The sequence below is a fragment of the Xanthomonas sp. WHRI 7064 genome (assembly GCF_040202355.2).
Taxonomy (GTDB): domain Bacteria; phylum Pseudomonadota; class Gammaproteobacteria; order Xanthomonadales; family Xanthomonadaceae; genus Xanthomonas; species Xanthomonas arboricola.
The window spans coordinates 4548888-4562472 of sequence record NZ_CP167821.1 but is presented as its reverse complement, the minus strand read 5'-3'; the positions used below and the strand labels follow the sequence as shown (position 1 = coordinate 4562472).

Here is a 13585-nt window from a genome sequence, read left to right as displayed (position 1 = left end):
GTGAGCGTGCAGCGTAGAATTGGCGCATGAGCAGATTAGTCCTGATCGACGGGTCCAGTTACCTGTACCGCGCGTTCCACGCGCTTCCGCCGCTGACCAATGCCCAGGGCGAGCCCACCGGTGCCTTGTTCGGCGTGGTCAACATGCTGCGCGCCACCCTGAAGGAACGCCCAGCCTATGTCGCGTTCGTGGTGGACGCGCCGGGCAAGACCTTCCGTGATGACTTGTATGCCGACTACAAGGCCAATCGCCCGTCGATGCCCGACGACCTGCGCGCGCAGGTGCAGCCGATGTGCGACATCGTGCATGCGCTGGGCATCGACATCCTGCGCATCGACGGCGTGGAAGCCGACGACGTGATCGGCACGCTGGCCCTGCAGGCCGCCGCCGACGGCCTGAGCGTGACCATCTCCACTGGCGACAAGGACTTTGCCCAGCTGGTCCGCCCGGGCATCGAACTGGTCAACACCATGAGCGGCAGCCGCATGGATTCGGACGAGGCGGTGATCGCCAAGTTCGGCGTGCGCCCCGACCAGATCGTCGACCTGCTGGCGCTGATGGGCGACACCGTGGACAACGTGCCCGGCGTAGAGAAGTGCGGCCCCAAGACCGCCGCCAAATGGCTGGCCGAATACGACTCGCTCGATGGCGTGATCGCCAACGCCGACAAGATCAAGGGCAAGATCGGCGACAACCTGCGCGCCGCGTTGCCACGGCTGCCGCTCAACCGCGAACTGGTCACCATCAAGACCGACGTGACCCTGGCCAGCGGCCCGCGCGCGCTGGACCTGCGCGAGCCCAACGCCGAAACGCTGGCGGTGCTGTACGCACGCTACGGCTTCACCCAGGCGCTGCGCGAACTCGGCGGTGCAGCCGCCCAGGCCGGCCTGCTGACCGAGCCGATGCCGTTGGGAGCCGCCGCCGCCAGCGCCCGCACCGAACCCGGCCGCGCGCGCGGCACTGGCTTCGTGTCCGGCCCGGTCAGCGCCTCGGTGGAAGTGGACCCCGCGCTGTCGGCGCCCGGCCAGTACGAGACCATCCTGACCCAGGAACAGCTCGACAGCTGGATCGCGCGCCTGCGCGCCGCCGGCCAGTTCGCCTTCGATACCGAAACCGACAGCCTGGACCCACTGCAGGCCGACCTGATCGGCCTGAGCGTGGCCGCCGAGCCCGGCCAGGCGGCGTATCTGCCGTTCGGCCACAACTTCCCCGGCGCCCCGGCCCAGCTCGACCGTGCCCAGGCGCTGGCGCAGCTGGCGCCGTTGCTCACCGACCCTGCGGTGCGCAAGCTCGGCCAGCACGGCAAGTACGACCTGCACGTGATGCGCCGCCACGGCATCGCCCTGGCCGGCTACAGCGACGACACCCTGCTGGAGAGCTTCGTGCTCAATTCCGGCAGCGCCCGCCACGACATGGACAGCCTGGCCAAGCGCTACCTGGGCTACGACACGGTCAAGTACGAGGACGTCTGCGGCAAGGGCGCCAAGCAGATCCCGTTCGCCCAGATCAGCCTGGACGACGCCACCCGCTACGCCGCCGAAGATGCCGACATCACCCTGCGCCTGCACCAGGTGCTCGGCCCCAGGCTGGCCGCCGAGCCGGGCCTGGAGCAGGTCTACCGCGACATCGAGATGCCGCTGGTGGAGGTGCTGGCACGCATCGAAGCCAACGGCGTGTGCGTGGACGCGGCCGAACTGCGCCGCCAGAGCGCGGACCTGTCCAAGCGCATGCTCGCCGCCCAGCAGAAGGCCACCGAGCTGGCTGGGCGCAGTTTCAACCTGGATTCGCCCAAGCAGCTGCAGGCGCTGCTGTTCGACGAGCTCAAGCTGCCCGCCGTGGTCAAGACGCCCAAGGGCCAGCCCTCGACCAACGAGGAGGCGCTGGAAGCCATTGCCGACCAGCACGAGTTGCCGCGGGTGATCCTGGAATACCGCGGCCTGACCAAGCTGCGCAGCACCTACACCGACAAGCTGCCGGAAATGATCCACCCGCAGTCCGGGCGCGTGCACACCAGCTACCACCAGGCCGGCGCGGCCACCGGGCGGCTGTCCTCGTCCGATCCCAACCTGCAGAACATCCCGATCCGCACCGAAGACGGCCGCCGCATCCGCCGCGCCTTCGTCGCCCCGGCCGGGCGCAAGCTGATCGCCTGCGATTACTCGCAGATCGAGCTGCGCATCATGGCGCACCTGTCCGGCGACCCGGGCCTGGTCGGTGCGTTCGAGTCCGGCGCCGACGTGCACCGCGCCACCGCCGCCGAGGTGTTCGGCCGCACCATCGACACCGTCAGCGCTGACGAGCGCCGCGCCGCCAAGGCGATCAACTTCGGCCTGATGTACGGCATGAGCGCGTTTGGTCTTGCCCGCCAGCTCGGCATCGGCCGCGGCGAGGCGCAGGACTACATCGCGCTGTACTTCAGCCGTTACCCGGGCGTACGCGACTTTATGGAAACCACCCGTCAGCAGGCACGCGACAAGGGCTACGTGGAGACGGTGTTCGGCCGCCGGCTGTATCTGGACTTCATCAACGCCGGCAGCCAGGGCCAGCGCGCCGGCGCCGAGCGCGCCGCCATCAACGCACCGATGCAGGGCACCGCCGCCGACATCATCAAGCGCGCCATGGTCAGCGTGGACGGCTGGATCGCCGACCACGCCGAGCGTGCGCTGATGATCCTGCAGGTGCACGACGAACTGGTGTTCGAAGCCGAGACCGATTTCGTCGACACGCTGCTGAGCGAGGTGACCACGCGCATGTCGGCCGCGGCCGAATTACGCGTGCCGCTGGTGGTCGATTCCGGGGTTGGCGATAACTGGGATGAGGCGCACTGACGCAGCAGATAAGGCTGATATGCTGAACGCGCAGACCAGACATAATACGAATCGAGACTGCGCCGATGGAATGAATAACCGCTAAATTCTACATATTTTTAACAGTTATCTTCACGATCCATCAATGTAGAAAATGGTGTTATATCCCTCGACGGGCGCAACGCCTGTCGGCAGATCTCTCCCATCCCCTGGAGCAGATCTCGGAGCGGAAACTACTCCCCAAGTTTCCGTTCCCTGGCCCCGCCGACCTCCCCCTGGTCTGCGGGGCTTTTTATTTTCGGCCCGCAATTATTTTGCTACGCAACATAACCGGTTCATCGTATTGCACGATTCGCCGGCATCGCTGGAAATCACAAATTTAAATAGGCCGAATAAACTTGATCAATCAACACAGCGTTTCATTGGCGCTGTGTTTTTTAATTGACCGATTCAACCGAGCCAATCGCGCGGGACCAGATAGTCCATCAGCCGCGCCTCGGCGCTGCCCGGTTCCGGCGTGAAGCCGTATTCCCAGCGCACCCGTGGGGGCAGGCTCATCAGGATGCTTTCGGCCCGCCCGCCACTTTGCAGGCCGAACAGCGTGCCGCGGTCGTAGACCAGGTTGAACTCCACGTAGCGGCCACGGCGGTAGAGCTGGAACTCGCGTTCGCGTTCGCCGTAGGGGGCGTCCTTGCGGCGCTCGACGATCGGCAGGTAGGCATCCAGGAACCCGTCGCCGACCGCGCGCTGGTAGGCGAAGTCGCGTTCGAAATCCTGCCCCAGGTCGTCGAAGAACAGCCCGCCCACGCCACGCGTCTCGTTGCGGTGACGCAGGAAGAAGTACTCGTCGCACCAGCGCTTGTGCGCGGCATAGCGCTCCTCGCCGAATGGCGCGCACAGCGCCTGCGCGGTGCGGTGCCAGTGCAGCACGTCCTCGTCCACCGGATAGAACGGGGTCAGGTCGAAGCCGCCACCGAACCAGGCCGCCACCACCTCGCCATCGCGCTCGGCACGGAAGTAGCGCACGTTGGCGTGGGTGGTGGGGATGTGCGGGTTGTGCGGGTGGAACACCAGCGACACGCCGCAGGCGCGCCAGGTCGCCCCTGCCAGCTCGGGCCGGTGCGCACTGGCCGAAGGCGGCAGGCGCGAGCCGGACACATCCGAAAACCCGATGCCGGCCTGCTCGAACACCGCGCCATCGCGCAGGATGCGGGTGCGCCCGCCACCGCCTTCCTCGCGCTGCCAAAGATCTTCGGCAAAACGCGCGCTACCATCGATGGCTTCCACGGCAGCGCAGATACGGTCCTGCAGGCCGGTCAAATAATCGCGTACACGGTCGAATTCGTTCATGCCACGATTCTAAGCGGTGCATCGGGCTTCATGCAGTCGGGCAAACGCGCCCGTTTGTCGCAGGGCGAGGCGCTGCGTCGTGTAGGCATCGGGTGCTTGACCAGTCAGGCTTTGCCGGGTCGTCCCACGCCAGGATTTATATGCCGGCTGTTTTCTAGTTGGGACCGGGCAGTGTGGGCGAGGTAGAAGCAGCAGAAGCGGAAGAGAAGAGGAAGCAGAAGCAGAAGCAGGGCATGCGATCTGCGGTTTGGCTGCAGGGCCCTCGCCCGTCCACCCCCGCGGGACACGCCGCGAGTACGTCCTTGTAGGCTCTTACGCGGCATCCATGCCGCGTAAGGTCCCGCGACGGTGGGCGGGCAAGGACCTGTCGAGATGGTCGGTGTGCATGGTTTTCAACAAAACTGCCTGCAACCGGTGCGGTGTCCTCGCCGCGCCCTCGAGGCTGAGTTTGCTGCAGGGTCCTTGCCCACCCACCCTCGCGGGACACGCCGCAAGTACGTCCGTGTAGGCTCTTACGCGGCATCCATGCCGCGTAAGGTCCCGCGACGGTGGGCGGGCAAGGACCACCAGAGATGGTTGGTGTGCATGGTTTTCAACAAAACAGCCGGCAAACGGTGCGATGTCCTCGCCGCGCCCTCGACGCTGTGAGTTGGCTGCAGGGCCCTTGCCCGCCCACCCTCGCAGGACACGCCGCAAGTACGTCCATGTAGGCTCTTACGCGGCATCCATGCCGCGTAAGGTCCCGCGACGGTGAGCGGGCAAGGACCGCCGGAGATGGTTGGTGTGCAGGTTGCAAGCAGAGCATGACGGCGTTGTCGTGACAGCGCGCCCAATCAGTTTCCCAAGACGAGCCTAGCAATCGGCAGGCTTTCAATGAAGCAACCTAAGAGCATCCTGGTGCGATGTCCTTACCGGTTCCGGGACCCTTGGCGGCATGGATGCTGCCAGGAAGCCTCCACAGACGGATTCACGGCGTGTCCCGGAAGTGGTGAGGGCATCGCGCCCTCGACTCACCGAACCTTTGATTCAAGCCTCGTGCCCTGTCTAACCGTCGCCACGGCTCGACGTCTCGATTCCCTCATGCGTTGCGCCCGCGCGAGGCGGCAAATTCGGCGCGCACTGCGGGCGTGCACAACCGCCATGCCAGCGCTGCGTGGAGACAGCCGATTGCCAGCACGCCCAGGCCTGTCAGCAGCAATGCCGCCTGGCGGGTTGCCTGCAGGCGCGCCTGCAGCTGCGGCCACTCGGGGCTGTGCACGACATCGGCAGGCAGCATCGCCTGCACGCCCTCGAACAGCGGCCCGATCAAGGCCAGGCCACCGACATTGAGCAGTGCGGTCACCAGCAGCACCGCCACGAACCCGACCCGCGCCCACTCGCGTCGCTGCAGTAAGGCCCAGCTCAACCATGCGAAGGCCACCGACAGCACCACGCCTACGACGGACAACGACAACGCATGATCGATCAGCCACTGCAACGAGGTGGGCAGGGTGATCCCTTCGGGCAAGCCCAGCGCTGCCGCGTCGGGCATCAGCACGATCATCATGATCTGCACCAGGTTGGACATCGCACTGACGACACCCAGCAGCAGGGACACCCACGCCAGCGGCGTGACGAAGCCGCCGCGCGGTCGAGGGGGCGGTGTCGGCGCGCTCATTGCAGCGATGCGATATGGGCGGCCACCGCGGCCTGGCCAGCCGGATCCAGGGCTGGCTGCAGTTGCGCGTACCAGCCGGGGAGGGCGTCGGCCGGCAGGCACTGGCGCAACAACGGTGTGCTGCGCTCTAGAAAGGCCTCGAAGAAGGGCAGCCCGCGCACGTAGAGGAAGTGGCTGTCGGTGATCGACATCCCGGCGTAGGCCTCGCGCAACCACTCCAGATGCGGCAACGCGTGCGCGCCGTGACCGGCGCGGGTCAGCGCGGTGAGGAAACTGGTGCGTGCGGTGGCCGGCGAGGTGGAGCGCTCCTGCGCATTCAGATCGTCGAAGGTCAGCAGCCACTGTTCGCCACGATCGATCTCGTTGCACATCACCGAGGTGGTCGCCAACTGCAATGCGTTGTGCGCGGTGGGCTCCAGTTCGTACAGCGCCAGCCAGTGCGGATACGCCTCGCGATAGCGGTCCAGCGCGCTCAATGCCAGCGCGCACAGGCGTTGCGCGTCGGCACCCAGGTGCAGCTGCGCCTGCGCAGCGTTGTAGGCGCCCAGCTGATCGCCGCGCTGGAACAGGCTCAGTGCGGGCTGCAGTGCCGGGTCGATCTGGACCTCGGTATCGGTGTCATCGGCTGCAGCTGCCGGCGCTGCGGTCGGTTCGGCTCGGGGCGTCTTCGCCACCGGGGTCTTGCGTCCAAACAAACGGTCCCACAGGCCCATCGCGATTACCTTCTGCGCGCCGCGAATCGGAAACCGCTGCGGTGCCGGCGGCGCTCCGGTCGGGCGGCGGGCCGGCAAAGGGGAGCGCAATGCGCCAGCGATCTGCCGATCCTGCGCCAAGCTTAGGGCCAGTTGCGTACGTGCAGGTGAGTGCCGCGCAGGGTGACGCGTGGCGATGGGTGACGCAGTAGCGCATCACGCGTGCAACCTGGGCGATCTGTCGCCTGCTGCAGCATGGGGATGCTGCAGCAAGTGCGCCATGTCATCGACCGGGCGATGCAGCACGCATCGCCCGGCCGCAGCGGCATGGCTTACGGCTTTACCTGCTCATTGAACAGCTTGAGGATGCGCTTGTATTCGTCCAGCCACGAATCGGCACGCGTAAAGCCATGGCGTTCCAGCGGATACGGCGCCACCTGCCAGTTGTCCTTGTGCAGCTCCATCAACTTCTGGGTCATGTCGACCGAGTCCTTGAAGAACACGTTGTCGTCGATCATGCCGTGCGCGATCAGCAGATGGTCGCGCAACCCGTCGGCGTAGTTGATCGGCGATGAGGTCTTGTAGGCCTCGGGATCGAGCTCGGGCGTGTTGAGGATGTTGGAGGTGTATTCGTGGTTGTACTGCATCCAGTCGCCGACCGGACGCAGCGCCGCGCCGGCCTTGAAGGTGCCGGGGCTGCGGAACAGCGCCATGTAGGTCATGAAGCCGCCGTACGAGCCGCCGTAGATGCCGGCACGCGCGCGGTCGCCCTGCTTCTGCGTCACCAGCCACTCCAGCCCGTCCAGATAGTCTTCCAGCTCCGGGTGGCCCATGTTGCGGTAGATCGCGGTGCGCCAGTCGCGGCCATAGCCTTCCGAGGCGCGGTAGTCCAGGTCCAGCACGATGTAGCCCTGCTGCACCAGCAGGTTGTGGAACATCTGCTCGCGGAAATACGGCGTGTAGCGCTGCGAGACGTTCTGCAGATAGCCTGCGCCGTGCACGAACATCACGATCGGATACTGCTTGCCAGGCTCGGGGTTCTGCGGCCCGTAGTACTTGCCCCAGACCGTGCCGGCGCCATGCTTGGACGGTACCTGCACATACTGCGGTGCGATCCACGGCTGCGCCTTGAACGCGGGCGTGCGGGTGTCGGTCAGCAGCGTGGCCTGGCCGCCTGCGGCCGGCACCACCGCCAGCTGCGGTGGCAGGTAGCTGCCTGAGTAACGCACCAGCAGTTGCTGCCCGTTCGGCGACAGGCTGAAGCCTTCCACGCCATTCAACGCAGTGACTTCGCTGAGCTGATCGCTGCGCAGGTCCAGCTTGCACACCTCGTAATCGCCAGGCCATTTCTGGTTGCACAGGAAGAACATGCTGCTGCCGTCGGCGCTGGGCACCGGCGTCGACACTTCCCACTTGCCGCGCGTGCGCTGGCGCGGCTTGCCGTTGCCTTCCACGGTGTACAGCTGCGAATAGCCAGATTCTTCCGACAGCAGCCACAGCGTGTGGTTGTCGGGCAGCCAGCCGAAATCGTTGAAGTCCCAGTTGATCCAGGCGCTGTCGCTCAGGCGGTGCCGCGGCTGCAACGTGGCGTTGGCCAGGTCCACGCTGGCGATCCAGCGGTCCTTGTTGTCCACCGCGCGAATCTCCACCGCCACGTTGCGCCCGTCGTCACTCCAGTGCACCGCCGGCCCGCTGCCGTCGCCGTCGCTTTCCACGCGGACGGCGCGGTTGCCCTTGAGCGCGTCGCGCTTGGCGGCCTTGCGCAGCGCGGCCAATGGGTCGGTGGCGATACCCGGTAGGGTGTCGAAGGACAGCGGTTTTGCAGTGCCGGCGCTGACATCGACCAACCACAGCGCATGCGCCACCGGCGCATTGCGACCGACGCGGGTGCGCACTTCCTGGAATTCCTCGTAACCGGATTCGGTCACGTACTTGGGCATCTTGCCGGCCTGGCCTTCTTCGGCGCTCTTGGCCTGGGTGACCACCAGCAGGTGGCGGCCGTCCGGCGACAACGCGCTGTCGACGATCTCCACCTCATCGCCCAGGTACACCGGCGCTGCCGCACGCGTCGCATCGGCGCGGCGCCAGGCGTCTTCCTGGGTGCGTAACGCATCGCGCTGCTCACGGTCGCGCCGCAGCGTGGCCAGCGTGGCCAGCTGCTGCTCGCGCAACACGTCGGCTTTGGGCGCAGCGTTGGGATCGCGCTCGGCCTTGACCACTGCAGCCTGCGCAGTGCCGCCGTCGGCGCGCCAGTGGTACCAGTTGTTGCCCGCGCGCCAGATCGCGCCGCCATCGCTGGCAAATTGCGGCCGCGATTCGACCTCGTTGCTGCGGGTCAGCTGGGTCAGTGCGCCGGAGCGCAGGTCACGCAGGAAGATGTCGCCATTGCGCGCGAACAGCATGCGCTGACGGGCCGCGTCGTAGCTCGGGTTATCCGCATCCAGGCCGGCGCGGGCGTTGTCGGCCACGCGTTCGGCGCTGCCGCCGCCGGCGCCCTGGCGATAGGTGTCGCGCACCGGGGAACCATCGCGTTTGAGCAGGTATTGCACCTGTTTGCCGTCCCACTGCCACCAGGCCTGATCCACCGACGGCCCGATCCAGTCCGGATCGGCCATCACCTGTTCGATGGTGAGCGGTGTGGCGGATTGCGCATGCGCGGTGACAGCCAGCAACAACAAGGACAGCGGCAACAATCTGGGCATCGGTAACAACTGGACGCAACGAGGAGCGGACAAGCCTAGCAGCTCGCTTCCGCCGGGGGCTTGGGCCACAGGTCATGTGCGCGTGGAGGCGAGTGCGTTATCGAACAGGCAAGGCATGGACGAGTGGCGGACGCGACCATAAGCGGTTATGCGCGCATTGGCTCGCACGGGCGTACGCGCTTGACGGCCAATGCACTCCAGCTGCGATGCGCAGCTGCAATGAGTTGGAATGTGCTTCGCGCACGTGCCTCGCAGAGGTTCCCGACCGCGGCCCTCGTGGCGCAGCCGGAAACCTCCCGACTTGCCAGCAGGGCAGGTGGCGGCCAAGCTAGCGCGCTTTTGCGATTGCCGGTTCCCATGTCCAGCCTGCCTGTTCCTGCCGTTTCCCACCCGATGGCCGTCGGCGCGCCCGGCCGGCCGCTGGCCTGGCGCGCGGGGCAGTCGGTCGATCTGGCCACCTTCATTGCACACGTGCATGGCCTGGCGCAGCAATTGCCGGACGGTCGCCACGCGGTGAATCTGTGCGAAGACCGCTATCGCTTCATGGTCGCGTTCTATGCGTGCGCATTGCGCGGGCAGGTGTCGCTGCTGCCGTCCTCGCGCGCGCCGGCCGTGGTCGGCGAAGTGCAGGCGCGGCATGCCGATGCCTACTGCCTGGGCGATCTGGCACTGGAGCTGGCACCGCCGCGCTATTGGCAGCTGCCGTCCGAGTTGCCGCAGGCCGCAGGCCCGATTCCGCAGCTGGCCGATGACGCGCTGGTGGCCATCGGCTTCACCTCCGGCAGCACCGGCAGCCCGCAGCCCAACCCCAAGACCTGGGGCAGCTTCCTGACCAGTACGCGTCAGGATCTGGTCGCGCTGGAAAGCCTGTGGGCGCACACCGATGCGGTGCCACACGTGGTCGCTACGGTGCCGCCGCAACATATGTACGGCATGGAATTGTCGGTGCTGCTGCCGATGGTGACCGAGCTTGCGGTGCATGCGGGCCGCCCGTTCTTTCCGGACGATGTGGCGCGCGCGCTGTCGGACATTCCTGCCCCGCGCGTGCTGGTGACCACGCCGGTGCACCTGCGCGCGCTGGTCGAATCCGGCGTGGCGTTGCCGCCGCTGGTCGGCATCGTCTCGGCCACCGCGCCGTTGGCGCAGGAGGTGGCCGCGGCCGCCGAAGCGCGGTTTGGCGGCGAGGTACGCGAGATGTTCGGTTCCACCGAAACCTGCGTGTTCGCGGTGCGCCGCACCGCGCTGGAGGCGGCGTGGACACCGCTGCCCGGTGTGCGCCTGGAAACGCAGGCGGTAGGCACCTTGGTGCACGCACCGCATCTGGCCACGCCGGTGCTGCTGGCCGACATGATGGACGTGGCTGCCGACGGCACCTTCCAGGTGCGCGGGCGGCAGGCCGATCTGCTGGAAATCGCCGGCAAGCGCGCCTCGCTGGCCGATCTGACCCGTCGCCTGCTGGCCATCCCGGGCGTCGTCGACGGCACCATCGTGCAGCTCGCACCCGAGCCCGGTCAGGCGGTCGGCCGTATCGCCGCACTGGTGGTCGCCCCGACCCTGGACGAAGCGCAGATCCTCGCCGCTCTGCGCGTCAGCGTCGACCCGGTGTTCCTGCCGCGCCGCCTGCGCAAACTCGCCGCACTGCCACGCAACGAAACCGGCAAGCTGCCACGCGATGTGGTGCTGGGTTTGCTCAACGGCTGAGCGCAGGCCTCGCCACGGAGCATTGCTGCTGCGTGGCCGCAGCGGGCATCAGTGCTGATGCCCGCAATCGCTCACCCATGCACCCCATCGATCTCCACCGCCAGCTCGTCGCGGCAGATCACCGCGTGCAGTAGCAGACGCGGCACCGCGTCGCCGAAACGGGCGTCCAGTGCCTGCGCGACCTTGGGCAGATCATCCTGCTCGCGCACGTAGACCTTCAGACGGGTGCCGGCGCCGAACTGCGCGGGCAGGGCGGGGGCATGCTGGCGGGCAGCGCCGAGCAGGGCGTCGAAGTTGGCGAAGGTCTCTTCCAGCTGCGCCAGCAACTGGCCGGTGTGCATCGAGGCATGCCCGACCACGGCGGCGGTGCCTGACAGCAGCAGCGGCATGTCGCTGCCGGCCGGCGGCAGCATGGCGCGCGCGAAACTCGGCGGCTGCGGGCCGTATTGGCGCGGGTAGTTGTAGGCGCTGACCTGGCGCGGGTTTTCCAGCGGGGTGCCGGCGTCGCTGGCGGCCAGCCAGTAGATCTGGATGATGCGCTCGGCATCGCAGCGTCCCACCGCGGTGGCGGCCGGCAACTGCGCATTGTCGAAGGCGCCCAGGCCGCGCGCACGGCCCACGCAGAACTGCCGGTAGCGTTCGCGGTCGCCACTGCCCAGGGTGATGGCGTCCAGATAGTTCCAGATACGCAGCAGGCGCGGAGTCTGGCTGCCGGTGACGAAGGCGGTGATTTCCGCATAGGCCTTGGCGGCGGCGGCTTCGATATCGACATCCTGCTCGTCGATTTCGATCACGCCGAACTGCAGGCGGCCGTCGCTGGCCCAGGCAATGTTGCCATCGCGGCCGCTGTGCACGGCCGCATCGCTGCGCCACACCTCCAGCACGTCGGCCTGATACGGCTGCAGCGGCACGCGCAGGTAGCGCGGGTCGTCCAGGCGCGGCGCCGCCGTGCCGAAGCCGAACACGGCCAGCACCTGCGGATCGGCCAGCAGTGCAGACGGGTCGGTCTGATCGACATAGTCGACCTGCAGGCGGGGATGGCGCACGGTGTGCGTGGTCTGGGCCTGGGAAGCGGTCATCGCGTATCTCGTTGTTGCGTGTCGCGTTGCAAGGTGTCGCCGTCGAAGCCGAGCGTGGCCTGACGTCGGCGTTGGCGCCAGGACTGCCAGGCGCGCGGCATCATCGACAAGGTGGTCAGTGCATAGATGGCGCGGAACGCGCGCAGGCGCAGGCGCACCTTGGGGCTGTCGAATACATCGCCGGCCAGCATCGCCACCACCGCTTCCTCGATCTGCCAGGTGTTCTGCGGTTGCGCGAACAGGGCGCGCATGGTTGGCGAGGTGAAGCGGTAGATGAACCACTTGAACTCGTCCACGCCGCGCTTGAGTTCGCGCTGCAAGGCACGCTGCAGTTTCGCCTCGTGCTGCGGCATGCGCAGGGCCTGGTCCACCATCGCCGCACCGCGCTCGGCGCTGTGCATGGCCAGGAATACGCCCGATGAAAACATCGGGTCGACGAAGGTGTAGGCATCGCCCAGCATCAACCAGCGCGGGCCGGACATGCGCGTGCACTCGTAGGCGTAATTGCCGGTGGCATGCACCGGGGCCACGCGTTCGGCGCCGAGCATGCGCGCGTTGAGCTCGGCGTTGAGCGCAAGCGTGCGCATGAAGAAGCCTTCGCTGTCGCCTTTGCGGGTCTTCATGTATTCCGGGTAGCAGACCGCGCCCACGCTCATGATGTCGTCCGGCAACGGGATCAGCCACATCCAGCCATGCGCGTGGCGATAGATGCTGATGTTGCCGGCATCTTCGCCCGGTCGGCGCGTCACGCCGCGGAAATGGCTGAACAACGCGGCCGATTGATGCCTGGCATTGGCGCGCTTGAGCTTGAAACGGTTGCCCAGGAAGGTGTCGCGGCCGCTGGCATCGAGCAGGTAGCGCGGGCGGAACTGCTGCACCCCCGCCACGCCTTGCGCCTGCAGCACCGGCTGCTGCCCGTCGAACTCCACCGCTTCGACCTTGACCTGGTCGCGCGCATCCACGCCCACCGCCCGCGCGCGCTCGAACAGCACTTGGTCGAACTGCGCACGCGGCACCTGGAAGGCGAAATCTGCCTTGGCATCCAGCGCATGCGAGAAGCGGAAGGTGTTGTAGCCGCCGCTGTCGTTGGGAAAGTCCGCACCGCGCTTGAGCACGCCGATGCTGCGCACCTCTTCCAACACGCCCAGGCGTTCGAGAATCGGCATGTTCATCGGCAGCAGCGACTCGCCGATATGGAAGCGCGGATGCTGCGCCTTCTCCAGCAAGGTCACCTGCCAGCCCTGCTGGGCCAGGACGATGGCGGCCGCGCAGCCTGCCGGCCCGCCGCCGATGATCAGGACATCCGGGCACTCGGGTCCGGGAGCCGGCCCGGCTGCCGGCTTGGCGGTCGGGGTAGGGCCAACAGCGGTGGAAGTCATCCTGGAACGAACCTGCAGCGGGCGAGCGTCATGCAGTCATGATAGCCTGACCGGCGGCCCGGACAGGTATGCCGGCCGCCGAATCGCTGTTGCACAACCATCGACACCCTCGACAATGTGGCCGCAAGGCCGACGTGGCGAGTGCTCGGAATCGGCCGGCACGGCAACGTACACTGTCTGTGTTCCGCAGCATCGCCGATGCCGACCTGACGGTTGTC

8 protein-coding genes are annotated in these 13585 nt (G+C 66.9%); 2 read left to right on the top strand and 6 right to left on the bottom strand.

Annotation, left to right across the window (positions count from 1 at the left end; translation table 11 throughout):
* Positions 1–26: 26 nt before the first annotated feature.
* Entirely contained in the window at positions 27–2828 is a 2802-nt protein-coding gene (polA, locus tag ABQY74_RS19435) for a DNA polymerase I (protein ID WP_047127611.1), read from the top strand.
* A 429-nt stretch (positions 2829–3257) separates the two neighbouring features.
* Here the strand turns inward: polA and hemF are convergent, their stop codons facing one another.
* The 4 genes from hemF to ABQY74_RS19415 all read right to left on the bottom strand — a co-directional run bounded on the left by hemF (position 3258) and on the right by ABQY74_RS19415 (position 9199).
* Positions 3258–4157 carry an oxygen-dependent coproporphyrinogen oxidase gene (gene hemF / locus ABQY74_RS19430; RefSeq protein ID WP_047130070.1) on the bottom strand — a complete coding sequence of 300 codons (900 nt, stop codon included), beginning with the start codon at positions 4155–4157 and terminating at the stop codon, positions 3258–3260.
* A 1078-nt stretch (positions 4158–5235) separates the two neighbouring features.
* Positions 5236–5814 carry a hypothetical protein gene (locus ABQY74_RS19425; RefSeq protein WP_349793994.1) on the bottom strand — a complete coding sequence of 193 codons (579 nt, stop codon included), beginning with the start codon at positions 5812–5814 and terminating at the stop codon, positions 5236–5238.
* Positions 5811–6527 (bottom strand): hypothetical protein, encoded by a 717-nt coding sequence (locus tag ABQY74_RS19420; protein ID WP_039529606.1) that lies wholly within the window; start codon positions 6525–6527, stop codon positions 5811–5813. Before ABQY74_RS19420 ends, ABQY74_RS19425 begins: the two co-directional genes overlap by 4 nt.
* A 311-nt stretch (positions 6528–6838) precedes the next feature.
* Positions 6839–9199 carry a S9 family peptidase gene (locus tag ABQY74_RS19415; RefSeq protein WP_349794120.1) on the bottom strand — a complete coding sequence of 787 codons (2361 nt, stop codon included), beginning with the start codon at positions 9197–9199 and terminating at the stop codon, positions 6839–6841.
* 366 nt (positions 9200–9565) lie between these two features.
* Here ABQY74_RS19415 and ABQY74_RS19410 point away from each other — a divergent pair, with 366 nt between their 5' ends.
* Entirely contained in the window at positions 9566–10909 is a 1344-nt protein-coding gene (locus ABQY74_RS19410) for an AMP-binding protein (RefSeq protein WP_349793996.1), read from the top strand.
* A 71-nt stretch (positions 10910–10980) separates the two neighbouring features.
* Here ABQY74_RS19410 and ABQY74_RS19405 read toward each other — a convergent pair whose 3' ends face one another.
* Positions 10981–11988: a pteridine-dependent deoxygenase gene (locus tag ABQY74_RS19405; protein ID WP_047127604.1), complete on the bottom strand. Its 1008-nt coding sequence runs from the start codon at positions 11986–11988 to the stop codon at positions 10981–10983.
* Positions 11985–13367, bottom strand: coding sequence for an FAD-dependent oxidoreductase (locus ABQY74_RS19400; RefSeq protein ID WP_349793998.1), 1383 nt, complete (start codon positions 13365–13367; stop codon positions 11985–11987). The genes ABQY74_RS19405 and ABQY74_RS19400 overlap by 4 nt, the downstream gene beginning before the upstream one ends.
* Between the last annotated feature and the right edge of the window lie 218 nt (positions 13368–13585).